This window comes from Natrononativus sp. DTA114, assembly GCF_059736515.1.
Genome location: NZ_JCASSN010000001.1, coordinates 1,054,393 through 1,076,615, shown reverse-complemented (window position 1 = coordinate 1,076,615; position 22,223 = coordinate 1,054,393). Strand labels below are relative to the sequence as shown.

Here is a 22,223-nt window from a genome sequence, read left to right as displayed (position 1 = left end):
TATTCGATTCCTCTCAGCCGCCCCACCGCGCCGTGCGGGTCGGCCGATCCGTCACCGCCGCGATCTCGAGGTCTCCCCCTGCTGCTTCGAGCCCCTCGAGGTACGCCTCTGCGCTCGCTTCCGTCGAGAGGTAGGGGATATCCTCCTCGACGGCCGTCTCCAGCGCGTCCCGGTCGCGGCTGACGACGAAGTCGACCTTCCCCTCGCGGATCGCCTGGGGCACGTCCTCGAACTCGGCGAGGTCGAAGAACTCCGCGAAGCCGTCGACCTCGAGGTCGACCACCGCGGTTCCCTCGCCCGCGGCGTTGGACGCCGCCTGCTGGGCCTTCCAGTAGGCCGTGCCGAAGGAACTCGCGGTGCCCATCACCTCGCCGGTCGATTTCATTTCGGGACCGAGGCGCGGGTCGCTTCCGGGGAGGCGATCGAACGGCAGCACGACCTCCTTGATCGAGGTGTGCTCGGGGATCTGCTCTTCGATATCGAGGTCCGCCAGCGACTCGCCGGCCATCACCGTCGCGGCGAGTTTGGCGATCGGAACGCCCGTGGCCTTCGAGACGAACGGCACCGTACGCGAGGAGCGGGGGTTTGCCTCGAGCACGTAGACGTCACCGTCTTTCACTGCAAGCTGGACGTTGAGCAGGCCGACGGTCTCGAGCGCCCGTGCGATGTCCTCCGTGACCTCGCGCACCCGGCCCAGCGTCTCCTCGTCGAGCGAGCGCGGCGGGATCGCACACGCCGAGTCGCCGGAGTGAACCCCCGCGCTCTCGACGTGCTCCATGATCCCGCCGATGAGGACGTCCTCGCCGTCCGATACCGCGTCGACGTCCAGTTCGACCGCACCGTCGAGGAACTCATCGACGAGGATCGGTTTGTCGGGGCTCACGCGCACCGCCTCCTCGATGTAGCGCTCGAGTTCGCTGTCGTCGTAGACGACCTCCATCGCGCGCCCGCCCAGCACGTAGGAGGGGCGGACGAGCACGGGGTAGCCGATCTCGTGGGCCAACTCGAGGGCCTCCTCGCGGCTGTAGGCCGCCCCGCCGTCGGGCTGGGCGATCCCCAGGTCGCTCATCAGGTTGTTGAACCGGTCGCGATCCTCTGCCAGGTCCATCGCCTCGACGCTGGTGCCCATCACCGCGCAGTCGAGATTTCGACGACTGAGTTCGGCCTCGAGCGGTTCGCCGATGTCCACGGACGTTTGTCCGCCGAACTGAACCATCACGCCGTCGGCGCCGGTCGTCTCGACGATGTCGGCGACCTCCTCGGCGGTGATCGGCTCGAAGAACAATCCATCGGAGGTGTCGTAGTCCGTCGACACCGTCTCGGGGTTGTTGTTCACCACGTGGGCGTCGATCCCCATCTCGCGGAGCGCGCGCACCGCGTGGACCGCACAGTAGTCGAACTCGACGCCCTGGCCGATCCGAATCGGGCCGCCGCCGACGACCACGACGCTCTCGACGTCGCGGTCGACCTGCACCTCGTCGTGGGCGATCGGCGAGGATCCGGACTCGAGGGCGTCCCGCGCGGAGTAGTAGTACGGCGTCGACGCCGCGAACTCGCCCGCGCAGGTGTCGACCTGCTTGAACGAACGCTCCGGGGCGGCGGACTCGACCGCTTCGACGGGCGTTCCCTCACCCTCTGCGCCCGCCATCGCCGCGACCTGCTGGTTCGTAAATCCGAGCTCCGCCGCTTCTGCAAAGTCGCCGTCAGCAGCCGCGACGGAGGCGTCCGCGACGTTCTCGAAGCGCTCGACGTACCACTCCTCGATCCCCGTGAGATCGATCACGTCGTCGACGGTGTAGCCGCGCTCGAACGCCTCGAAGATGGCGTACGGGCGGTCCGGCGTGGGTTTCTCGAGGTACTCGGCCTCGAGTTCGTCGTCGCTCACGTCGGCCCAGTCGACGCTCGGCTCGTACTCCGAGGAGCGAAGCGCCTTCAGCAGGCTCTCCTCGAAGGTGCGGCCGATCGCCATCGCCTCGCCTGTGGACTTCATCGCGGTGCCGAGTTCGAACTCGACGTCGTCGAACTTGTCCTTGGGCCAGCGCGGTACCTTCGTGACGACGTAGTCGATTGCGGGCTCGAACGCCGCCGTCGTCTCACCCGTAATTTCGTTCTCGATCTCGTGGAGGCGCTTGCCGAGGGCGACCTTCGCGGTAACGCGCGCGATGGGGTAGCCGGTCGCCTTCGAAGCCAGCGCGGAGGAACGCGAGACGCGCGGGTTGACCTCCACCACGCGGTACTCGCCGCCGGGGGTGCCGTCGTCTCGCCAGGCGAACTGGATGTTACAGCCGCCCTGAATGCCGAGTTCGCGGATGACGTCGAGCGCCGCGGTGCGCATCTCCTGATGGCCGTCGTCGGGGATGACCTGCGAGGGAGTGACGACCGTCGACTCCCCGGTGTGGATTCCCATCGGGTCGATGTTCTCCATGTTGCAGATGATGATACACGAGTCGTCGGCGTCGCGCATCACCTCGTACTCGAGTTCGACCCAGCCGGCGATCGACTCGGTGACGAGCACCTCGTTGTTCCGCGAGAGCCGCAGCCCCTTGCGGACGCGCTCGATGAGTTCGTCCATCTCCTCGACGACGCCCGACCCCGATCCCCCGAGGGTGTAGGTTGTCCGGGCGATGACCGGCAGGCCGCCCACTTCCGCGGCCGCCTTCTCGACGCGCGCCACGAGGTCGACTTCGGTGAGTTCGGAGACCGACTCGCCGTCCTCGAGCGAGATGGTCGTCGACCGGGGCACCGGCTGGCCGATCTTCTCCATGCGCTGGCGGAAGAGGTCCCGGTCCTCCGTCGCGTAGATGGTTTCCAGCGGGGTTCCCATGATGTCGACGTCGTACTCTTCGAGAACCCCCTCTTCGGCGAGTTCGGCGGTGACGTTCAGCCCGGTCTGACCCCCGAGACCGGCGATGACGCCGTCCGGGCGCTCCTTCCGGATGATCTCGGCGATGGCTTCGGTCGTGATCGGTTCGATGTAGACCCGGTCTGCCATCTCCGGGTCGGTCATGATCGTCGCGGGATTCGAGTTGACGAGCACGACTCGAGCGCCCTCCTCTGCGAGCGCCCGGCAGGCCTGTGCCCCGGAGTAGTCGAACTCCGCGGCCTGACCGATCTGAATCGGTCCGCTGCCGATCAGCAGTATCGTGCGTCCGTCCCCGGCTTCGGCCCCCGTCTCGGAGCCGGCGTGGTGGTCCGTACTCATTGGTCCTGTACGTCCGAAGTTCGTACATCGTAATAAGCCCCACGAACTATTACGATTCCCGAAGCGACGTTTCGAAATTCGAACTTCAGTGATGCCGAGCGCTCTCTACCGGCTGTCGCCCCCTGCGAGGTACGGCAAAACGAGTCGGTCACACCGCCCGGTCGTGTTCGCTCTCGAAGTCGCGCATCCGTCGGTACTCCTCGACGAACTCGCTCACGTCGAACTCGAGCATCTGCTCTTCGAACTCGGTCATCGTCGCGTCGTCGTCGGCGTGGCTCACCGCGTGTTCCATCAGCTCGACGATGAGTTCGACGACGATCTCGTGGAGCCGCCTCGAGTCGAAGTCGGTCATCCACAGCAGCGTGTAGCCGACGTTGCCGTCCTCTGCGGCGTCGTACACCGCGACCTGCTCGGGGAACTCCTCGAGAACGATCCCCATCAGGTGGGGCGTGCCGAACTCATCGAAGTCGTCGTCGGTTTCGACGGTCTCGCGGAGCACGTCGACGAGCGACTCGGGGACGAACCGCGAGGGCGGGTGGAGGTCCATCACAACGGCGTGGGTGTCTCCGCAGGAACAGCTGTACTCGCGCATCCCGAGGTCGATGTCTCTGGGGTCGACGCGGGTCCCACAGGGGAGTTCGAGGGTGGTGTCGTCGCCACCCGGAACGCGGGGCTCGGCCATTGAGCGCGCTTGGGTCGGGCCGGCCATAAGGGCGGCGACTCGACTCAGAGATCGGACGCGGTGAACCGCAGGTAGCCGACGGCGAGGGGAACGAGCAGCCACAGGACCAGAACCACGATCCCGATCTCGGGGCTCGCGTAGAGCGGTTCGGCCTCCGTCGCGTTCACCTCGACGCCGGCTCCCGCCTGTCCCGGATCGGCACCGACGGTGGCCGCGAGGTCGGGCAACAGCGCGACAATCGTCGAGAAGTACGCCGACGAGGGCGAGAGCTGGGTGACGGTGAACACCCAGTCGGGGATCGTCGACGGGAACGAAAACCCCTCGACGACGTAGAGAACCCCCATCGGAACGACGTCCCAGAGGAGTTCGAAGACGACGAAGAAACCGAGCGCCAGCGTCGTCGCCCGCGAGGTCGACCCCGTCGTCGCCGAGATGCCGACGACGATCGTCGCGTAGACGGCCGCGAACGCCAGCGTGACGAGCACGAACACCAGTACCGCGAGGGCGTCAATCTCGCCGAGCAGCGCGGCGCCGAAGCCGAGGCCGACGACGAGGCCGACACCGAGGCCGAACGCGAGGACGGCAGCCCTGCCAAGGACCTTCCCGGCGAACACCTGGCCGCGGGTGGTCGGCAGGGAGAGCAACAGCTTGATACTCCCGAGCTCGCGCTCACCGGCGAGGGATTTGTAGCAGACGACGATCGCCGCCAGCGGAACGAACAGCCCGACGAGCCCGACCGTGAAGAAGAGTAGCCCGCCGAAAGTCGCGCCCGCTGGCGAGCCGAACATCTCAGGCACCTCGACGTAGGCGTAGGTGGAGACGATCGAGAGCACGACGAAGACGGCCACGAGCGCCCACAGCGCCCGTGACTGGACGGCGTCCCGAAAGTCCTTCCTGGCGACGGTGAGCCAGGTCATGCCTCGACCTCCTGGACGTCGTTGGTGTAGCGAACGAACAGGTCCTCGAGCGAGGACTCGACCACCGAGAAGTCCTGGATCGGCGCGATTTCGTCAATCGCGTGCAGGACGGCGAACTTCGAGACGGAACCGACCGACACCCGCAGGCGGCCGTCGTCGATCGACGCGCTACCGACGCCGTCGAGTTCCCGTACGCGCTCGAGAACGCCCTCGTCGAGTTCCGTGACGTAGACGTACAGCGTCTCGCCGGTTTCCGTCGAGTCCCGGAGGCCGTCGATCGTGTCGACGGCGACGAGCTTCCCGCGGTTGATGATCGCTACGCGGTCACAGACGGCCTCGACTTGCTCCATGACGTGACTCGAGAAGAACACCGTCGTCCCGCGGTCGTTCTCCTCGCGGATGATCTCGCGCATCTCGCGGGCGCCGTTAGGGTCCAGTCCCGTCGAGGGCTCGTCGAGGACGAGCAGGTCGGGGTCGCCGACCAGCGCCATCGCTAGCACTAGCCGCTGGCGCATCCCCTTCGAGTAGCCGCCCGCCTTGCGGTCGGCCGCGTCGGCGATCCGAACGCGCTCGAGCAGCGCCACCGGGTCCTCGTCGACGCCTTTCATCTCGACGGCAAACTCGACGTGTTGACGACCCGTCAGGCGATCGTAGACGTGATAGCCGTCCGGGAGAACCCCGGTTCGACTGCGGACGGCCAGGCCGTCCGCCTGGGCGTCGTGACCCAGCACGGTCGCCGTACCGCCGGTCGGCCGGATGAAGTCGAGCAGGATGTCGATCGTCGTCGACTTGCCCGCCCCGTTCGGTCCGAGGAAGCCGAATATCTCGCCCTCCTCGACCGTGAGGTCGAGTCCGTCGACGGCGACGACGTCGCCGAACCGCTTAGTCAACCCCTCGAGTTCAATAGCTGCCATACACGACCCCCCAGAGTGCCGTCATCTCCCGCAGTCTCGGTGTAACGAAACGCATACCGGTTCATGCGCGCCAGCCGGGATAAGTATTGTTGTATGAATTACATATTGACAGCAGAGCTACTCAAAAATGTTTGAGTTCGGACGGCACACGGTGCGTTCGAGGTGGTCAGTGGTCGCTGGCCGACAGGGGGGTCACCCGCAGCGAGTCGTCGACCTCGAGTCGAAGCGTCTCGTCGCCGAGCGTGATTTCAGCGGTCACCTCGAAGGGGTCGACGGTGACGACGTCGAGGGTCACGGCCCCGGTGACGAGGAACTCGAAGAACTCCCAGAGCGGGAGTTCCGACAGCGCGATTCCGTGGTCCCAGAAGAAGCCGACGGCCGCGGGGTGGAACGCGATCAGTACCTCGAGGGGGACGTGAATCACGAGCCAACACTCGGGGCAGGTGTACTCGAGCGTGTAGAATGGCCGCCCCTCGTGGTGGTGCGTCTCCACGGCGGCGCCGACCTGTCCGTAGCACTGCGGGCAAACTGAGCCCCGGACCAGCGCTGCCGTTCCCCAGATCCGAGTGCCGACGCTGTCGACTATCTCTCTCACCGAGCGGTGTCGCGTCTGGCTTCGGGGTAGCAGGTCCCTCAGCAGGGACGATCCACATGAGCCACAGCGGACGACGAACTGCTCTTCGTCGACGCTCGCGACGAGCGAGCGATCCGCACAGAACACGCAGACGCCGTCTACGGCGACCTCGTCGAAGGTTTGTGTACTCTCGTACAGCCCGGAGAGGATCGTGCGGACAATCGTGTCGCCCCCGTAGGTCAGTCGATAGCCCTCCGGGGTTTCGGCGACGAACTGTCCGGTGAGCTTGTCGAGGTGGTAGGAGAACTGAGAGGAACTCCCGACGTCGACGGCGTCGTAGAGTTCCGTAAAGGTAAGTCGCAACCACTGCTCCTGGTGCTCCCGTTCCGCGTCTGCCAGCGCGAGCAGGATCTCGAGGCGCGTTCGGTTGCCGAGGGCGGCGATCGCATCGACGGTTTCACCGTCGATACGCGGTTCGTCTGCTGGATTCATCGGTAACTCCTCCTCGTGGTTCCGGTCCGGACACGGTGCGGATCCGACCCGGGGTGTTAGGGCCAGTCGTCCCGGACCGGCTCCGCCTCGTCGTCGGTCGGGTCCTCATCCGTCGCGAGCGACCACTCGGCGGCTTCGGCGGCGTCCTCGACGGCGAGATACTCCCAGCCGACCTCGTCGGCCAGCGTTTCGTCGTCGGCGGAGACGCCGATGAAGACGTGCCGCTCCGTGTCGAACTGCCCCTTGACGCTCTCGAGACTCTCCGCTTTCCCGCGGGGTCCCGAAAAGAAGTCCTGACGAATGCGGTTCTTGCGCGTGAAGTTCGTCACGACGTAGGTGGGCTCTTCGGAGACGACGCCGACGTACGTACTCCAGCTACGGGCGTCGTCGAAGACGGCCTCCGGCGTCGACAGCGCTTTCAGCGCCTCGAGTTCGAACGCGAGGGTCATGTCGCTATCGCCGTTCATGTGTGAGCGGTAACGCGCACGGGAGAAAACGGCTTCGATAGCGTGGACGGCGTTCCGTGAGCGTCTGCGAGTACGCTGGGGCCGTCAGGTGGCAGTCACGTGATAGTAGTCCGTATAGACGATCACGTCGTCGAGCGTGAACTCGCCGTCTTCGATCACGGGTGATCGACCGGCCTCGAGCAGTTCGGTAAACCGAACCAGTGTGTCCTCCTCGAGTTCGTCGACGTGTCGAACGCGCGTGTCGGCGGGGACCGTTTCGACCTGCCGCAGCGTCAGCGCAGCGCCAGCTGCGTCACTCGCTGTCATGGTTACCGATAGCAGACACCGTTCCCAGACTTAACTATTTGGTTCGGGGAAGAAATCAGAATCACGTATTTTCGCACGGAAGCCGGCTGGGGGTACGACCGGAGACCGGCGAGATTCGTCTAGCAGCTACTGTTCCTGTGTCGGTGCGAGATCGTCGAGATTGACGTTCTCCGCCAGGAGGACCTCCTTCTGGTCGGCGACGACCCGCTGTTCGCGCATGAGCTGCTTGAGTTTGCTCTGGGGAGCGAGATCGCCGATGAGGACGCCGCCGACGACCTTGCCGTCCTTGAAGGCGATGCGACGCCACTCGGTGTCCGAGTACTTGCGCTCTGCGTGGTCGTCGCCGAGGGTGGGATGACCGAACGAGAGGAAGGGGAAGTCGAAGTGCGTGATCGAGTACGAGGAGACCCACTCGAACTCCTCTTCTTCGCCGTCTGCGGCCATGTTGACGCCCGCGATGCGGCCCTGCTCCTTCGCGGAGCCCCAGGAGCCGTTCTGGGCCTGCTCGCCCAGCAGCACGTCGTAGAATCGAGTGAGGTCGCCCGCCGCGTAGACGTCCTCGAGGTTCGTCTGCATGTACTCGTCGACGAGGATCCCGCTGTCCATCTCGAGGTCGACGTCGTGGAGGAACTCGGTGTTGAAAGTGAGTCCGATGGCGACGCCCGCGAAGTCACAGGGGTAGCGCTCGCCGTTTGGGTCGACGGCGGCGGTGACGTGGCCGTCGTCGTCGGTTTCGAAGTGGTCGACGCCGCTGTCGAAGACGGGTTCGACGCCCTTCGAGCGCATTCCCTCGTGCATGATCTCTGCACCCTCTCCGGAGAGCGCGTAGCGCCACCAGCGGTCGCCGCGCATGAGGTACTTGCCCTCGACCTCCTGGGAGCCACAGACCGCGGCGAAGTCGATGCCGAGCAGACCGGCACCGACGATCACGGCGTTGTCGGCGTTCTCGGACGCTTCGCGGATCTTACGAGCGTCCTGGAACGTCCAGAAGTGGCGGATGCCGTCGGCATCACTGCCGGGAACCGGAAGCTGGGTCGGTGTGCCGCCGGTCGCGATCAGAAGCTTGTCGTAGGAGATATCGTCGCCCTCATGGATGCGGACCGTTTTCGCGTCGGTGTCGACCGTCGTAACGTGGGTGTTGAGCGAGAGGTCGATGTCGCGCTCGTCGTACCACTCCTCGTCGTGGATCGAGATCGGCGCTTCGGGGAGTTTCCCCTTCGCGTGTTCTTTGATCAGGATACGATTGTACAGCGGCTCCCCCTCATCGGTGATGACGGTAATCTCCGCGTCCGGGTCTTCCTCCCGGAGGGTCTCGGCAGCCGAACTGCCAGAGATCCCGTCACCGATGATGACGTACTCAGTCATGACGGGAACGTTCGTAACGGGGGTTAAAGTGGGTTGCTATCTCGTCCATTCTCCGGGAGTCCATATGGGTTTCTCCCTCCGAATCGCTCTTTAGGTTCGCGTTCGCATATGCACCTATGAAGATCCGCCAGAACGCCCGTCACTTCGCCTCCCGGAAGGCACTCGAGACCCCCGTCGTCCGCTCGGTCGCCGTCTCCGGACTGGTTCGGCTGCACACGAAAATCTTCACCAAGAAGGCAGACCCCGCCCACGCCGCAGAGCGCAAAGACCACCTCGACGGCTTCTTCGAGGCGACGATGGACACGTACCTCGAGGCCCTGCGCGCGGGCTACTCCGAGGCCGAGGCCCGCGAGATCACCCACATCCAGGCCAACTTCGACTTCTACAACCACGGCTGGACCGAGATGATGGAGTTTCCCGCCGACGAACTCGAGGACCACTACGAGCGCTACGCCGACTTCTTCGGCACCTGGGGGATCACCATCGCCGACCCGCTCGGCGAGTTCGAACCCGAGGGCGGCGTTCCCGAGGCCCCCTCGACGCCGGAGCGCCTCGAAGATCCCGAACACCCCCACGCCGAGGGCGGGTTCGCGGACGACGTCTACGTCGAGAACGACGACGGCGAACTGGTCGTTGGTGGCCAGGAGGAGCCCGAGGACGTCGACGTCTCGCAGGCGGTCGGGGTTAGCGAGGACCTCGAGGGCGAGTGAAACCCCGCGGTCGGTCCGCTTGCGTTCGGTACCGATCTCCCCGGTAATGCGTCAGGGTTTGGCTGATAAGTGACCCTCCCGAGACGATCTCTCTCTCGACTATCATCATAACGTAGCCGCATTCCAAGCCGCTAAATACGACCGCGGTCGGTGTTCGAGCAAGAGCACTCGAGCATGGCACTGAACGATAACGACAGATCGATCGCCGGCTTCACGATGGCCGGCCACTCCCTGGTTCACTGGTTCGAAACCTCGATTCCCATCTTTCTCGTGGTCTGGCTCGCGGAGTTCGACGTGAGCGTCTTCCTCATCGGGCTGATCGTCGCCCTGGGGTACGCACCGTTCGGTGCGGGCGCGCTTCCCGGCGGGATTCTCGCCGACAAGTACGGCCCGAAGCGGCTCATCCTGCTGTGTCTCGCCGGGATGAGCGGGGCGTTCGTCGTCCTCGCGGCGTCGGCCTACCTCGAGTCGATCTACGCGATCGCGGTCGGTCTCGTCCTCTGGGGGGTCGCCGCCAGTATCTACCACCCTGCGGGACTCGCGCTCATCTCCACGGGCGTCGAGGAACGCGGCACCGTCTTCGCCTGGCACGGAATTGCGGGCAACGTCGGCATCGCCCTCGGGCCGTTCGTCGCCGCCACGCTGTTGATCTTCCTCGAGTGGCAGTACGTTGCTGCCCTGCTCGCGATCCCCGGCTTCCTCGCGGCGATCTACGGCCTGCAGGCGAACTTCGACTCGACGGCAGCCGTCGCCGACGACGTCGACGCCGGCCCCAACGAGGCGCTTTCGCTCTCGGATCTCGTCTCGAATTCCCGCACCCTGTTCGCCAGCGCGTTCGCGCTCGTCTTCGTCATCGTCACTTTCGAGGGGCTGTTCTACCGGGGGATGCTTACGTTCCTCCCCAACATTCTCGAGGAACTTCCCGCGATCGACGGCCTCGTGATCGCGCCCGCGCTCGAGCAGTACGACATCCAGGCCGAGTTCTACATCTACGTCGGCCTCCTCGTGGTGGGGATGGCCGGCCAGTACGCCGGCGGCAAACTCACGGACCGACTGCCCCCCGCGAAGGGCCTGATCGCCCTCTTCGCGATCCTCGCAGCCTGCGCCCTCGCCTTCGTTCCGGTCACGGAGATGGGGCTCTGGGCGATCGTGACCCTCTGTGGCGTCTTCGGTTTCTTCCTCTTCGCGATCCAGCCCTTCTACCAGGACGCGGTCGCCGTCTACACGCCAGCCGATACGCGTGGGCTCTCCTACGGCTACACCTACCTCGGCGAGTTCGGCCTCGGCGCGGCCAGCATCGCGATCGGCGGCTACGTTCTCGGCGTGTTCGACGGCACCACCGCGTTCTTCGTGATGACGGCCTCCTTCGCCCTGATCGGCTCGTTGCTGTCGGTCGTTCTCCTCGTCGGTATCGACCGGTTTACCGCGGACGAGCCGACCGGAACCGGCGCCGATGCCGACGATTAACGCCGACTCGAGGACGTTCAGAGAGCCACTACTGACAGCTCCGATCACTGCAACGAGTGCATAACAATCCCCGAATCCGGACTGTCCTCGAGACGAATGAAACGCCGCGCATACCTCTCCACGGCCCTGGCGCTGGGGCTGGCCGGCTGTACCGAAACGGGAGCACTCGAGCGAACCGACGACTCGACAGGCCCCTCCGAACCGGCTGCGAACGACGATTCCACGAATCCGGACGACGATCCGCCGGACGCGGACGACTCCTCGAGCGACGACCCGGACGACGGACGCACGGCCGCGTCTCTCGAGATACTCGACGACTTCGAGGATCTCTCCCAGTGGACGGCGGCCGCGGGAGAGCTAACGGCAGACGCGGACAGATTCGACACCGGAACGCAGAGCGCGCGCCTCGAGGCGGGTGCTGACGACGGGGCGGTCGCGATCGCCCGCGCGTTCGACGAGCCGCGAGACTTCTCGAACGTCGTTCCGGGCCTGTCACTCACCTCACGAGAACTGGTGTCGCCGACCATTCAGCTGTTCGACGCGGACGGCGACCGGCTGGACTACCGCCGCGCCGCCAAGGGCGGGCTGCCGTTCATGCGGCTCAACTTCGGCGTCTCGAACGTCGTCGGCGACCCCGACCTCTCCGCGGTCACCGAACTCCGGATCACGGCCTGGAGCGGCGAGTCGACCCGCCGGTTCTGGTGTGACGAACTCCACCTGACGCCCCGCCCCGAGCGGGGGAAGGTGATGATCCAGTTCGACGACGGCTACGAGACCGACTACACCGAGGCGTTCCCGATCCTCGAGCGCTACGGCTACCCCGCGGTCACCTTCGTCAACCCCGGCCGCGTCGGGCAGCGCAGCGTCGGCGGCCGGCCGGTACTCGATCTCGAACAGATCGACGAGTTGGCGGAGGCCGGCTGGACGATCTCGAGTCACACCGAGAACCACCCCGCACTCTCCGAACTCGACGCGGCCGAACAGGAGGCCGAGATCCGCGACGCCAGAGACTGGCTCGTCGACCACGGCTTCGACCACGGCGCGCGGTACTTCGCCTACCCGTTCGGCGAGTACGATACGACGACGCTCGAACTCATCGAGGAGTACCACGAACTCGGCTTCGCTGGCGGCCCGCCCGCACAGGGATACGCGGTGAACGAACAGCTCTGCTCGCGGATCGGCGACCCCGACTTCGAGCGGGCGAGGGAGGCCTTCGACTGGGCGGCCTCGATGAACGGCATCTCCTCGGTGTTTTACCACGCGCTCGACGACGAGGACGACCTCGCCGATTTCGAGGCGACGATCGAGTATCTCCACGAACTCGAGTCCGCCGGCGAGGTCGACGTGATCCTGCCGCGGGATATCGAAGACCGGCTCTCCGTCTAGCGAAGTCGCAGCGGCTGGCAGAGCACCTATCAATCAGAACGTGTTACGGTGCCACCATGCCGAAAGATACTCCGCCGGAGGACACTCGAAGCACGACGATCGATCCCAGATCGACCGGAACCGGACCCGTCTACGACGACTGGCCGATCAGCGGCGACGAGGAGCACGCCGACGCGTCCTACATCGGGACGACCACCGGCGGCGTGCCGATCTTCCACAGCGGAGACGCCGTCTTCGAGGGGCAGCCGGACGAGGAGAACCGCGAGATCCGTCCGAAACCGGACACCGAGCGCGAACTCGAGCCGGGCGAGACGCTCGGGGAGGTGCTCGAGGACCTCGGCGACACCCTCGGCTGGGAGTCGCTGTCGGAGTACGGCGAGAAACACCAGTCGGACGGCGAGTAGCCGATCGCGGCCGACGCACAACCGATCGACCGACCGCACGGGAGGAACGCCTCCCCGTCCGCTACCTTTTTCTCCGCCCTGCGGATACGAAACGGTATGCCTACCGTGCGGGCGCCGGCGACCAGCGCGAACCTGGGGAGCGGCTTCGACGTGTTCGGGATCGCCCTCGAGTCGCCCGCGGACGTCGTCAGCGTCGAACGCGCCGACGAGACGACCATCTCGGTCACGGGAACCGGAAGCCAGTACATACCGGAGGACCCCGAAAAGAACACCGTCGGCGCGGTCGCCGAGGCGCTCGAGGCGCCCGCCCATATCCGGATCGACAAGGGCGTCCGCCCCTCCTCGGGGCTTGGCTCCTCCGCAGCGAGCGCCGCGGCCGCCGCCGTCGCGCTCAACGACCTCTACGACCGCGGCTACAGCCGCGAGGAACTCGTGCCGATCGCCGCCGAGGGTGAGGCGCTCGTCTCCGGAGCCGCACACGCCGACAACGTCGCGCCCTCCCTGCTCGGCGGCTTTACGATCGTTACGGCGGACGGGATCACGCAGGTCGACACCGATGTCTCGCTCGTGGCCTGCCTCCCAGAGATCACAGTTTCGACGCGCGATGCCCGCGGTGTCGTCCCCGAGTCGGCCGCGATGACCGACATCGTCGAGACGGTCGGCAACGCCGCGACCCTCGCCGTCGGAATGGCTCGCGGCGATCCCGAACTCGTCGGCCGCGGCATGGGCGACGGCATCGTCACCCCCGAGCGGGCCGCGCTCATCGACGGCTACGAGGGGGTGCGGTCTGCGGCTCTCGAGGCCGGCGCGGCCGGCGTCACCGTCAGCGGCGCGGGGCCGACGCTACTTGCAGTCTGTCGGCCCTCGAGTCGCCGCGCGGTCGCGAGCGCCATGATCGGCGCCTTCGAGGCGACCGGGATCGACAGCCGCGCCTACCAGACTCGAGTCGGCGAGGGCGCGACGCTGTACCGCGAGTGAGAAATGGATGATCGAGCGATGAGTCGGCTCACGGACGGGCTGCTGGCGGTGCTCGCGCTCGGGCTGTTCGCCGGCGCGCTCTTCACGGTCAGCGCGCCGTTCTCGGTCGCCTGGTTCCTGCTGGGCGCGCTCGGGACGATTGCGTTCGAGATAGCCGCGTTTCGCCACAGCGAGACCGTCTACCGCTACTGGGACCGGCCGTCGGTTCAGGCAGGGACGTTTACCCTCGCCGTCTGTCTCGTCGCGGTTGGTGTGTGGGGAGCGCCCTCGAGGCTCCTCTCTGCGGGAATCGGGTCGCTGGCGACGTATCTCGTCGTACTCGCGCTGGTCGTCGCTGGCGTACTCTCGTCGGGCCGCTGAAGCCCGGAAAACGGACTGCGGACGTTACCGCTTCGGGTTGCCGGAAATCTTCTTCGTCGCCCACTTCTTTGCGTCTCGTGCGAACAGTCGTACGCTCGATCGTTTACTCATACTCGAGTAGTAGTTTCCGACCGCCTAAGACTCTCACGGTTCGGCGGGTCGTTGCCACTCGTTCACACCGACAACTGCACGAAAACGAAGGGGGAGAACTCGGCGCTCGAGCCGTTCAGACGCCCCGGCCCTGCAGTTTCTCCTCCTCGGGGAGATCGACGTTCGCGTCGCCCTTCATGCTCTTTCCGAGGTTCTTCGAAATCTCGGCGAGCGTGTCGGGGTCGTCCCAGTTGTTCGTCGCCCGGACGATCGCATCGGCCATCTCCGGCGGGTTCTCCGCGCCGAAGATGCCGCTGCCGACGAAGATGCCGTCGCACTCGTGGTGCATCATCAAAGCGGCGTCGGCGGGGGTCGCGATGCCGCCCGCGGCGAAGTTCACGACCGGGAGTCGGCCCATCTCGGCGGTCTCGTGGACCAGCTCGGCGGGCGCCTCGATCTCGCGGGCGTAGGCCTCCCGTTCCTCGTGGCTCATCCCCTCGAGCCTGCGGATCGCGCCCTTGATCGTCCGCTGGTGGTGAACGGCCTGGTTCACGTCGCCGGTGCCGGCTTCGCCCTTGGTGCGGATCATCGCCGCACCCTCCTCGATCCGGCGCAGCGCCTCGCCGAGATTGCGCGCGCCGCAGACAAAGGGTGCCGTAAAGTCGCGCTTGTCGATGTGGTAGGCGTCGTCGGCGGGGGTGAGCACCTCACTCTCGTCGATCATGTCGACGCCGACGGACTCGAGAATCTGCGCTTCCTTCGTGTGACCGATCCGGGACTTGCCCATCACGGGAATCGAGACGGCGTTGACGATCTCTTCGACGTCTGCGGGGTCGGCCATTCGGGCGACGCCGCCCCGTTTGCGGATGTCCGCCGGGACGGCTTCGAGGGACATCACCGCGACTGCGCCGGCGTCCTCGGCGATTCGGGCCTGTTCGGGGTTGACGACGTCCATGATGACGCCGCCCTTCTGCATCTGTGCGAAGCCGCGCTTGACGAGGTCAGTTCCGCGCCGCAGTTCCTCGAGATCGGTCTCTTCAGCCATAGGAGTGGGTTAGGATCGATCCCACTTACACGTGTCCTTGTGGTTCCGTGTCGTCCCCCCGATAACGTTCGTGTCACCACCAGTGTTATGGTAATTCATGAGAATTAACCAATCCGGGGTCCTCCCGAACGGTAGGTGGTGGTTGCTGGCCGTGGGGTGCTACCCATTTCGTCGTCCTCCCGAACGGTAGGTGGTGGTTGCTGGCCGTGGGGTGCTACCCATTTCGTCGTCCTTTCGTACGCGACCTCGCAGACGGTGAGGCGACGCGCAATCGCTAGCGTTTTCTTGCCCCCATCCGTCGCGGTGAGATAATGACCGCGCGGCGTCGGTTGTCCGATAGCAACCCACTCTCACGTCTGCTCACACCCGTCCCGAGGCGACTCGAGGATCTGGGGCTGCGCTACGCCTGGCTCATCGTGGCGATCAACCTCGCCGGCACCGCCTTCGGCTTCTGGTACTACCGCCACCAGTTCGCCGACACCGCGATGGTGATGTGGCCGTGGGTGCCCGACAGCCCGCTCGCGACGCTCTTTATCGCCCTCGCCGTCGCGACCTGGAAACTCGGCCACGAACTCCCCTGGCTCACCGCGCTCGCCTTCTTCGGCAACATTATACTCGGCCTGTGGACGCCGTACACGCTGCTCGTCTTCTACGACACCTATGCCGCCCAGACCCACCCGCTGATGTACCAGTTCCTCTTCTGGAGCCACCTGGGAATGGTCGTCCAGGCGCTGGTGCTCCACCGGATCACCGACTTTTCAGTATCCGCCGTCGCCGTCGCTCTCCTCTGGTACTGGTCGAACCTCGTCGTCGACTACTTCGTGCCGGTCGTCGGCGAGCCACATCACACGATAATCCCGGTGGCTCGAGACACCGAGATGTTCCTCGGTGCCGACGCCCTCGGACTGGTCGCCGCCGGCGAGACCTCCTTCGTCCTGCTCGCGCTGTTCCTGGCGCTCGCGATCCGGGTGAAGAAACTCGAGTTCGAGTCTCCGAACGGAGCGCGCGCCTGAGCGCTACTCGAGTTCCCGCGTCGACACCCGGTAGTACTCCCCCCGGTGCTCGTAGACGCCGTCCGACCGACTTCCGAAGATCGGTCGGGTGGAGTCGTACTCCTCGAGTTGCACCCTGTCGGCGTCGTGTGCGAGCGCCAGCGCGATGGCATCTCGAAGCTGGGGCTGTCGGAACAGCTGTTCGGTGATCACGGGACGGGGGCCGTCCTCAGACGTGTCGCCGCCGTCGTCGGCCGCTTCGAGGTCGTCCACCCGCTCGAGTTCGAACGCACCCAGTCGCGAGTACTCGTCGTCCGAATCGCCGCGACTCGACTCCGCGACGAGGGTGTCGTCGTCCCACGAGGCGTCTTCGACGGCCGCGGAGGGTGCGAGTTCGAGCGGTTCGCCCTCGAGTTCGAACGTCGCCGAAAACGCGGTGGCGTCCTCGTGGCTCTCGCTCTCGAGCCAGCCGCGGGCGCGAAAGGCGTACCGGCCCGCACCAACGGCGGTGAGCGTGAGATCCTCGGTCCCGCCACCGGCGTACGCGGGGTCGCCGCTCTCGAGACCGTCGTTGCCGACGGTTACCGTCCAGGTGTGGCTCTCGCCGGGCTCGAGGGTCATCAGCGGCTGGTTGTGCCCCATCGGCGCGACGTGATGCCACTCGCCCTCGACGTACTTGTCGACCCGCCAGTTGTAGAAGTTGGTCTCGAGCGTCTCCCCGCTCCCGTTCTCGAGCGTGAACGAAATCGACTCGCCCTCGGCGACGGCGTCGGCGTCGGGCTCGAGGAACGTGTCGCTTCCGACGGCGTGGATGCCGTCGTAGCAGACGACGCGCTCGATGCGGTCGCCGTACTCGGGACACGCGTTGTATGGCGCCGCACACCACGGTTCGTCCGATCGCAAGTCGTCGTTGTCGTCGTCGTTATCATCACCGGAATCGGTCCCGTTCGACGGATCGGTCGTCCCATTGACCTCGCCGAGACAGCCGGCGACGGCGGCGGCGCTCGCGGCCGCGAGCAGCTGTCGTCGCGTGGGGGCGTCCATACCGGGGACATCGGTCACCGGACAAGTGTATCATTCCCAAGGTAAAAATTCGATTTTACCCTCGACAGTGACGCGACCGTCGGCTCACCGCTCGAGCGCGATCGTCTCGATCAGCGCCGTCCTCGACTCGCGGTCCTCGTCGCTCGACCAGCCGTCGACGCCGAACGCGTAGGTGCCGGCCTCGAGGTCGGCGAACCGTATGTCGGTGTAGCCGTCGGCCTCGAGCCACTCGTCGTCCGCCCCGGGCCGAACCGAGAGGGTCCACTCCGTCGTGCCGGTGGGACGGAGACCGTGTAGCGGCTGTGGCACCACCTCCGGCGCGACGTGCTCCCAGCCGCCGTCGACGGCGCGGTGCAGTCGCCAGCCGTAATAATTCGTCTTGAACGACCGGTGCGAGCGGTTTCGCAGCGTGAACGTGATCGCTCCCGGGGCGGAGAGGGTCGTCGCCGAGGGCTCGAGGGCCACGCCGAATCGCTGGTGGTCGTTACACCGGTGGTCGACGACGCGGTCGCCGTAGTCGGGACAGCCGACGGATGGCTGCTCGGAGCGATCGGGACCCGCTGTCGCGGTGAGGAAACCGTAGCTTCCGACGGCTCCGGTTCCGACCGCGGCGAGGAGGGCGCGACGCGAGCGGGGGCGGTCCATAGCCAGCACTATTCGCCGATCCGACATATATGGCCGGGTAGGTAAAACGTCGGTTGAACCCTCTCGCCGGCACTCGAGCATCGCGGACGTCCGAACGGGCTCACACCCGACCGCGTACCGGCAGGAGCGGTCGACACCTGTTCGCAGCCGACCGCCCGGGGGGAGGCTCCTCGAGCGAACCGGGCGCTCGGCAACACCGATGCTGTGCGGGGTGTCGCCGGCCGCGACGAACCCTGCGGCTGTGGCCGCGAACGTGTTCACCCGTTCACACAGTCTGCCGCCCGAAACAGTTTGTACCGGTGGTAACGCCATTTATGACCGTCGGCGGTGCTCGAGTAGGGTGTGGCGGTCGGGGTCGGCTCCGTTCTCGAAACAGGTGGTGACTCATGCGTACCCAGATCGACGACGTCGAAACCGAACCGGATCACGGGGCGGCGACGATCAGCTTAGAGGGCCTGACCAAACGGTACGGCGACGTCGCCGCGAACGACGGCGTCAGTTTCGACGTCAGGGCCGGCGAGATATTCGGCTACCTCGGACCGAACGGGGCGGGCAAGACGACGACGATTCGCCTCCTGCTCGGACTCATCAAACCGACCGCGGGGACCGCAAGCGTTCTCGGAGCGGACATCCGCGACCGGCGAGCGCTCACCGAGGTAAAAGCCGACCTCGGCTATCTGCCGGACACGCTCGGCTTCGAGGAGCGGCTCACCGGCCGACAGGTTCTCGATTACTTCGCCCGGATGCGGGGCGACGAGCGGCGCGAGGAGCTACTGGCGCTGTTTCGTCCGCCGCTCGAGAAGCCGGTCGAGACGTACTCGGCCGGAAACCGGCGGATGCTCGGGATCGTCCAGGCGTTCATGCACGATCCGGACCTCGTCATTCTGGACGAGCCGACGGCCGGACTCGACCCGCTCAAACAGGACCGGATGCACGCGTTTCTCGAGGCGGAACGCGACGCCGGGAAGACGATCTTCTTCTCGTCGCACGTCTTGAGCGAAGTACAACGGGTGTGCGATCGCGTCGGTATCATCCGGGACGGAAAACTGGCCGCCCTCGAAGAGATCGATGACCTGCTCGAGCGGGGCGGAAAGCACGTTCGGGTGCAACTGGCGGAGTCGGTCGACGAGGAGCGGTTCGTCACGCCGGCGATGATCGACGTCGAAACCGTCGACAGCACGGTTCGCTTCACCTACACCGGCGAACCCGCCGCGCTGCTCGAGCATCTCGTCGGGTTCGACGTCGAGGACGTCGACATCGGGGATCCACGGCTCGAGGACATCTTCAAACACTACTACGGTGACGACGCTCGCGGGGAACCGGGATGACGGCTATCCTCCGCAACGAGTCCAGAAAGCTGTTCCGCGGGACGCTCACCCTGACCGGACTGCTCGTCCTTCTCGCCGCGTTCTTTCTCGTCGTGTTTCCGAGCATCCAGGAGGAAGCCGCGCTGATCGAGGACGTCTACCCGGAGTACATCCTCGAACTGCTGGGGATCGAAGAACTCCACACGATCGAGGGGTTCGTCGGCGGCTACATTTTCCCGTTCATTTGGATCCTCATCGGCGGCATTTACTTCGCGTACGTCAGCGCGGGCATGATCTCGCGGGACATCCGCACGCGCCGGATGGATCTCACGCTCTCGAACCCGGTCTCCCGCGAGTCGGTCGTCCTCCAGAAGGTCGCCGCCCTGTGGGTCCCCCTGGTCGCGTTGAACGTGGCGTTCCTGGCCGTCCTGCTCGTCGGCGGGGCGCTCCTTGGGGAGTCGCTCGACCCCGTCTCGCTCGTGATGGTGCTCCTGCTCGGCGTCCCCTATCTGCTCGTCTGTGCCGGCATCGGCATCGTCCTCTCGGTCGTCGTCGAACGGGTCGAAAGCGCCCAGGCGACCGCGCTGGGGCTGGTGTTCGTTCTCTGGTTGGTCGACGGACTCTCCCACATGAACCCCGACTTCGAGTGGGTCGGCGAGTTCACGCCGAGTCGGTACTACGATCCGACGGCGATCCTCGTCCACGAGGAGTACGCGTTCCTCGACGCCGGACTCCTCCTCGTCGCGTTTTTCGTCCTCCTGGGCGTCGCCATCTTGCTTTTCACACGGAGGGATATCTGAGATGGCGTCCGTAGGCGGTAGGCTCGAGACGACAATCGGCCGCGTCGAACGCGGAATTGCCCGCTGGAAAATCGAACGCGGGACCGACCGCAGGGGCCACGACCCCGCGAGCGATCCACGGGAGGTGACCCCGTGACGGCCGTTCTCCGGATCGAGTCCAGAAAGCGCGTCCGGGGCTCGGTTCTCCTGATCGTCGTCTTCGCCCTGCTGTCGGCGCTTTACTTCTCGATGTTCCCCGGCGTTCAGGCGGAGATGGACGTGCTCGAGGAGGCGTTTCCGGGGTACATGTTCGACATGTTCCGGATCGAAGAATTGCACACGATCGAGGGCTTCATCGCCGCCGAGATCTACTCCTTCTTCTGGGCGCTGCTCGTCGCCATCTACTTTGCGTACGTCGCTGCCGGTCTGATCGCGAGCGACGTTCAGGACCGGAAGATGGACCTCACGCTGTCGAATCCGGTCTCGCGCGAGTCGGTCGTCCTCCAGAAGATCGCCGCGCTGTGGGTCCCCCTGGTCGCCCTGAACGTCGCGGTTCCGATCATCGTCTACGTCGGCGCGCTCGCCATCGGCGAGTCGTTCGACCCGGTCGCGCTCGCGATGGTCCATCTGCTCTCGATCCCTTACCTGCTGGTCTGTGCCGGAATCGGTCTCGTGCTGTCGGTGCTCGTCGACCACGTACGAACCGCCAGGGCGATTTCCCTGAGCCTGGTGTTTCTCCTGTGGCTCGTCGACGGCGTCTCGAGGGTCGACCCAGATTTCGAGTGGATCGGCCAGTTCACGCCGAGTCGATACTACGACCAGACGGCGATCCTCGTTCACGAGGAGTACGCGTTTCTCGACGCGGGGGTCCTCCTCGCCGCGTTTTTCGTCCTCCTGGGCGTCGCCGTCTTCGTTTTCTCGCGTAGAGACATCTGATCGTATCATCTGCCCCCGCCAACCGTCGTTTCGAGCGGACAGTCAAACCACGACGAACGAAGGCCCGTGCTATATCGAAATCGACCGCGTGCTACCCCGTCATGACGTCGAGTCGAAGGGAGGTGCTGAAACTCGCTGGGACGACGGCGACGGTCGCCACCGTCGGGTCCGTAGGCCCCGGCGCGGTCACCGCACAGGAGGAAGCCGACGACGAACTCCCGGCGTACAGTCGGTGGCTCACGTTCGACGACGGGAGCCTCGAGTTCGCCTACATCGACTGGGCGACCATCGACGAGTACGTCCAGGACGAACTCGAGGAGGCAGCGCCGGACGACGAGGTTCCGGCGGAGTACGAAGCCGACCCGATGGTCGCGCCGGTTTCGGAGGGGGCGCTTTCGACGTACTTCTTCGTCGGTCTGGATCTCGCCCGGTTCAGACTCGGACGGCTTCTCGACGACGACGAGACGTTCGAGTCGACCGTCGCGGACCTGCTGCAGACTCCCGAAGCGTTCGTCGTGACCGGGAGCATCGACCCCGCGGAGATCGACGCCCGGCTCACGGCCGAACCGGAAGCCGAGTTCATCGTCCAGGCGGAGCGGACGACCGAGATCGGCGGCTACGAGGTCTACACGCCGGTCGATGGCGACGACGAAACGGCGATCGCCGTCGACGGCGACGCGCTCGTGGTCGTCGACGGCGAGGCGGCCGACGACCCGGTGGCGCGACTCGAGACGATCATCGGCGCCGCGGCGGGCGACGTCGACCGGGCGACGGACGACTCCGAGGCGCTCGAGTGGACCCTCGCGACCGCGGGCGCTGGCGACGTCGCCGTGGGCCAGTACGGCCCCGAAACTGGGGACGAGAACGGTGGACTCGTCGACTTCGCGTTCGCGGAACTCGAGGACGCCGAGAGCATCGTCTCCTCGTTCACCGTCGAAGACGCGGAGACGTCCACCGGCGACTTCGCAGCGGTCGTCGAAGAGCCCGACGAGACCGCCCTCGAGGCGCTACTCGGCGCCTCCGGGGAGGAGCAGTCGGTCGACGTCGACGGGAACCGCGTTACCGCAACGGCTACCTGGCGGGAACGAGAGCTGACGGAAAACTAACCGGTGGACAGCAGTCGCGTTAGCCGGGAGTCGCTATCCCCGCAGCAGGGGTCGA

The 22,223-nt window shown here is 65.8% G+C and carries 23 protein-coding genes; 12 read left to right on the top strand and 11 right to left on the bottom strand.

Translation table 11 applies throughout. From position 1 onward, the window contains the following. Positions 1 to 13: 13 nt before the first annotated feature. The 8 genes from carB to AC6I6S_RS05605 all read right to left on the bottom strand — a co-directional run bounded on the left by carB (position 14) and on the right by AC6I6S_RS05605 (position 8,919). Positions 14 to 3,202 carry a carbamoyl-phosphate synthase large subunit gene (gene carB, locus AC6I6S_RS05640; RefSeq protein WP_497948756.1) on the bottom strand — a complete coding sequence of 1,063 codons (3,189 nt, stop codon included), beginning with the start codon at positions 3,200 to 3,202 and terminating at the stop codon, positions 14 to 16. A gap of 148 nt (positions 3,203 to 3,350) precedes the next feature. Beyond that, on the bottom strand, positions 3,351 to 3,884 hold the full coding sequence (locus AC6I6S_RS05635) for a DUF5815 family protein (protein WP_497948755.1): 534 nt from the start codon (positions 3,882 to 3,884) through the stop codon (positions 3,351 to 3,353). 44 nt (positions 3,885 to 3,928) lie between these two features. After that, the gene (locus AC6I6S_RS05630; RefSeq protein ID WP_497948754.1) at positions 3,929 to 4,801 is read right to left on the bottom strand and encodes an ABC transporter permease; all 873 of its coding nucleotides are present in this window, start codon (positions 4,799 to 4,801) and stop codon (positions 3,929 to 3,931) included. Further along, positions 4,798 to 5,715 carry an ABC transporter ATP-binding protein gene (locus AC6I6S_RS05625; protein WP_497948753.1) on the bottom strand — a complete coding sequence of 306 codons (918 nt, stop codon included), beginning with the start codon at positions 5,713 to 5,715 and terminating at the stop codon, positions 4,798 to 4,800. The genes AC6I6S_RS05630 and AC6I6S_RS05625 overlap by 4 nt, the downstream gene beginning before the upstream one ends. Positions 5,716 to 5,881: 166 nt before the next feature. Beyond that, positions 5,882 to 6,781: an ArsR/SmtB family transcription factor gene (locus tag AC6I6S_RS05620; protein ID WP_497948752.1), complete on the bottom strand. Its 900-nt coding sequence runs from the start codon at positions 6,779 to 6,781 to the stop codon at positions 5,882 to 5,884. A 56-nt stretch (positions 6,782 to 6,837) separates the two neighbouring features. After that, entirely contained in the window at positions 6,838 to 7,248 is a 411-nt protein-coding gene (locus tag AC6I6S_RS05615) for a DUF7124 domain-containing protein (protein WP_497948751.1), read from the bottom strand. Positions 7,249 to 7,332: 84 nt separating this feature from the next. Next, a complete protein-coding gene (locus tag AC6I6S_RS05610; protein WP_497948750.1) occupies positions 7,333 to 7,554 on the bottom strand; it encodes a DUF7979 domain-containing protein in 222 nt (73 codons plus the stop codon). Between the two features lie 126 nt (positions 7,555 to 7,680). Continuing rightward, the gene (locus AC6I6S_RS05605) at positions 7,681 to 8,919 is read right to left on the bottom strand and encodes an NAD(P)/FAD-dependent oxidoreductase (RefSeq protein WP_497948749.1); all 1,239 of its coding nucleotides are present in this window, start codon (positions 8,917 to 8,919) and stop codon (positions 7,681 to 7,683) included. Between the two features lie 116 nt (positions 8,920 to 9,035). Between AC6I6S_RS05605 and AC6I6S_RS05600 the strand changes: the two genes are divergently transcribed. The 6 genes from AC6I6S_RS05600 (at position 9,036) to AC6I6S_RS05575 (ending at position 14,224) form a co-directional block, all read left to right on the top strand. Then, positions 9,036 to 9,629 (top strand): DUF6149 family protein, encoded by a 594-nt coding sequence (locus tag AC6I6S_RS05600; RefSeq protein WP_497948748.1) that lies wholly within the window; start codon positions 9,036 to 9,038, stop codon positions 9,627 to 9,629. 174 nt (positions 9,630 to 9,803) lie between these two features. Next, positions 9,804 to 11,096: an MFS transporter gene (locus AC6I6S_RS05595; RefSeq protein ID WP_497948747.1), complete on the top strand. Its 1,293-nt coding sequence runs from the start codon at positions 9,804 to 9,806 to the stop codon at positions 11,094 to 11,096. A 96-nt stretch (positions 11,097 to 11,192) separates the two neighbouring features. Then, a complete protein-coding gene (locus tag AC6I6S_RS05590; RefSeq protein WP_497948746.1) occupies positions 11,193 to 12,482 on the top strand; it encodes a polysaccharide deacetylase family protein in 1,290 nt (429 codons plus the stop codon). Between the two features lie 56 nt (positions 12,483 to 12,538). Then, a complete protein-coding gene (locus AC6I6S_RS05585) occupies positions 12,539 to 12,886 on the top strand; it encodes a hypothetical protein (RefSeq protein WP_497948745.1) in 348 nt (115 codons plus the stop codon). Positions 12,887 to 12,982: 96 nt separating this feature from the next. Next, positions 12,983 to 13,864, top strand: a complete 882-nt coding sequence (locus AC6I6S_RS05580; protein ID WP_497948744.1) for a homoserine kinase — start codon at positions 12,983 to 12,985, stop codon at positions 13,862 to 13,864. Positions 13,865 to 13,882: 18 nt separating this feature from the next. After that, the gene (locus AC6I6S_RS05575; protein ID WP_497948743.1) at positions 13,883 to 14,224 is read left to right on the top strand and encodes a hypothetical protein; all 342 of its coding nucleotides are present in this window, start codon (positions 13,883 to 13,885) and stop codon (positions 14,222 to 14,224) included. A 226-nt stretch (positions 14,225 to 14,450) separates the two neighbouring features. On the opposite strand, the gene pdxS is transcribed toward AC6I6S_RS05575, so the two are convergent. Continuing rightward, positions 14,451 to 15,359: a pyridoxal 5'-phosphate synthase lyase subunit PdxS gene (gene pdxS / locus AC6I6S_RS05570; RefSeq protein WP_497948742.1), complete on the bottom strand. Its 909-nt coding sequence runs from the start codon at positions 15,357 to 15,359 to the stop codon at positions 14,451 to 14,453. A gap of 311 nt (positions 15,360 to 15,670) precedes the next feature. Between pdxS and AC6I6S_RS05565 the strand changes: the two genes are divergently transcribed. Continuing rightward, on the top strand, positions 15,671 to 16,372 hold the full coding sequence (locus AC6I6S_RS05565) for a DUF1405 domain-containing protein (RefSeq protein WP_497948741.1): 702 nt from the start codon (positions 15,671 to 15,673) through the stop codon (positions 16,370 to 16,372). A gap of 3 nt (positions 16,373 to 16,375) precedes the next feature. Here AC6I6S_RS05565 and AC6I6S_RS05560 read toward each other — a convergent pair whose 3' ends face one another. Next, positions 16,376 to 17,395 carry an immunoglobulin-like domain-containing protein gene (locus tag AC6I6S_RS05560; protein ID WP_497948740.1) on the bottom strand — a complete coding sequence of 340 codons (1,020 nt, stop codon included), beginning with the start codon at positions 17,393 to 17,395 and terminating at the stop codon, positions 16,376 to 16,378. Between the two features lie 84 nt (positions 17,396 to 17,479). Further along, positions 17,480 to 18,040 (bottom strand): hypothetical protein, encoded by a 561-nt coding sequence (locus AC6I6S_RS05555; RefSeq protein ID WP_497948739.1) that lies wholly within the window; start codon positions 18,038 to 18,040, stop codon positions 17,480 to 17,482. Positions 18,041 to 18,426: 386 nt separating this feature from the next. Here AC6I6S_RS05555 and AC6I6S_RS05550 point away from each other — a divergent pair, with 386 nt between their 5' ends. From AC6I6S_RS05550 to AC6I6S_RS05530, 5 genes are all read left to right on the top strand, one after another. Beyond that, positions 18,427 to 19,368: an ABC transporter ATP-binding protein gene (locus AC6I6S_RS05550; protein ID WP_497948738.1), complete on the top strand. Its 942-nt coding sequence runs from the start codon at positions 18,427 to 18,429 to the stop codon at positions 19,366 to 19,368. Continuing rightward, positions 19,365 to 20,147: an ABC transporter permease gene (locus AC6I6S_RS05545; RefSeq protein WP_497948737.1), complete on the top strand. Its 783-nt coding sequence runs from the start codon at positions 19,365 to 19,367 to the stop codon at positions 20,145 to 20,147. The genes AC6I6S_RS05550 and AC6I6S_RS05545 overlap by 4 nt, the downstream gene beginning before the upstream one ends. Position 20,148: 1 nt before the next feature. After that, positions 20,149 to 20,283 (top strand): hypothetical protein, encoded by a 135-nt coding sequence (locus AC6I6S_RS05540; RefSeq protein ID WP_497948736.1) that lies wholly within the window; start codon positions 20,149 to 20,151, stop codon positions 20,281 to 20,283. After that, positions 20,280 to 21,062: an ABC transporter permease subunit gene (locus AC6I6S_RS05535; protein WP_497948735.1), complete on the top strand. Its 783-nt coding sequence runs from the start codon at positions 20,280 to 20,282 to the stop codon at positions 21,060 to 21,062. The genes AC6I6S_RS05540 and AC6I6S_RS05535 overlap by 4 nt, the downstream gene beginning before the upstream one ends. Positions 21,063 to 21,163: 101 nt before the next feature. Further along, a complete protein-coding gene (locus AC6I6S_RS05530) occupies positions 21,164 to 22,168 on the top strand; it encodes a hypothetical protein (protein ID WP_497948734.1) in 1,005 nt (334 codons plus the stop codon). The last annotated feature ends 55 nt before the right edge of the window (positions 22,169 to 22,223 follow it).

Excerpts from the sequence above, each read along its gene's own strand:
- AC6I6S_RS05555 (WP_497948739.1), bottom strand. The coding sequence starts at position 18,040 with ATGGACCGCCCCCGCTCGCGTCGCGCCCTCCTCGCCGCGGTCGGAACC.
- AC6I6S_RS05575 (WP_497948743.1), top strand. The coding sequence starts at position 13,883 with ATGAGTCGGCTCACGGACGGGCTGCTGGCGGTGCTCGCGCTCGGGCTG.
- AC6I6S_RS05620 (WP_497948752.1), bottom strand. The coding sequence starts at position 6,781 with ATGAATCCAGCAGACGAACCGCGTATCGACGGTGAAACCGTCGATGCG.
- AC6I6S_RS05560 (WP_497948740.1), bottom strand. The coding sequence starts at position 17,395 with ATGGACGCCCCCACGCGACGACAGCTGCTCGCGGCCGCGAGCGCCGCC.
- AC6I6S_RS05585 (WP_497948745.1), top strand. The coding sequence starts at position 12,539 with ATGCCGAAAGATACTCCGCCGGAGGACACTCGAAGCACGACGATCGAT.
- AC6I6S_RS05565 (WP_497948741.1), top strand. The coding sequence starts at position 15,671 with ATGACCGCGCGGCGTCGGTTGTCCGATAGCAACCCACTCTCACGTCTG.
- AC6I6S_RS05595 (WP_497948747.1), top strand. The coding sequence starts at position 9,804 with ATGGCACTGAACGATAACGACAGATCGATCGCCGGCTTCACGATGGCC.
- carB (WP_497948756.1), bottom strand. The coding sequence starts at position 3,202 with ATGAGTACGGACCACCACGCCGGCTCCGAGACGGGGGCCGAAGCCGGG.
- AC6I6S_RS05550 (WP_497948738.1), top strand. The coding sequence starts at position 18,427 with ATGCGTACCCAGATCGACGACGTCGAAACCGAACCGGATCACGGGGCG.
- AC6I6S_RS05540 (WP_497948736.1), top strand. The coding sequence starts at position 20,149 with ATGGCGTCCGTAGGCGGTAGGCTCGAGACGACAATCGGCCGCGTCGAA.
- AC6I6S_RS05530 (WP_497948734.1), top strand. The coding sequence starts at position 21,164 with ATGACGTCGAGTCGAAGGGAGGTGCTGAAACTCGCTGGGACGACGGCG.
- AC6I6S_RS05610 (WP_497948750.1), bottom strand. The coding sequence starts at position 7,554 with ATGACAGCGAGTGACGCAGCTGGCGCTGCGCTGACGCTGCGGCAGGTC.
- AC6I6S_RS05580 (WP_497948744.1), top strand. The coding sequence starts at position 12,983 with ATGCCTACCGTGCGGGCGCCGGCGACCAGCGCGAACCTGGGGAGCGGC.
- AC6I6S_RS05545 (WP_497948737.1), top strand. The coding sequence starts at position 19,365 with ATGACGGCTATCCTCCGCAACGAGTCCAGAAAGCTGTTCCGCGGGACG.
- AC6I6S_RS05600 (WP_497948748.1), top strand. The coding sequence starts at position 9,036 with ATGAAGATCCGCCAGAACGCCCGTCACTTCGCCTCCCGGAAGGCACTC.
- AC6I6S_RS05630 (WP_497948754.1), bottom strand. The coding sequence starts at position 4,801 with ATGACCTGGCTCACCGTCGCCAGGAAGGACTTTCGGGACGCCGTCCAG.
- AC6I6S_RS05615 (WP_497948751.1), bottom strand. The coding sequence starts at position 7,248 with ATGAACGGCGATAGCGACATGACCCTCGCGTTCGAACTCGAGGCGCTG.
- AC6I6S_RS05625 (WP_497948753.1), bottom strand. The coding sequence starts at position 5,715 with ATGGCAGCTATTGAACTCGAGGGGTTGACTAAGCGGTTCGGCGACGTC.
- AC6I6S_RS05605 (WP_497948749.1), bottom strand. The coding sequence starts at position 8,919 with ATGACTGAGTACGTCATCATCGGTGACGGGATCTCTGGCAGTTCGGCT.
- AC6I6S_RS05590 (WP_497948746.1), top strand. The coding sequence starts at position 11,193 with ATGAAACGCCGCGCATACCTCTCCACGGCCCTGGCGCTGGGGCTGGCC.
- pdxS (WP_497948742.1), bottom strand. The coding sequence starts at position 15,359 with ATGGCTGAAGAGACCGATCTCGAGGAACTGCGGCGCGGAACTGACCTC.
- AC6I6S_RS05635 (WP_497948755.1), bottom strand. The coding sequence starts at position 3,884 with ATGGCCGAGCCCCGCGTTCCGGGTGGCGACGACACCACCCTCGAACTC.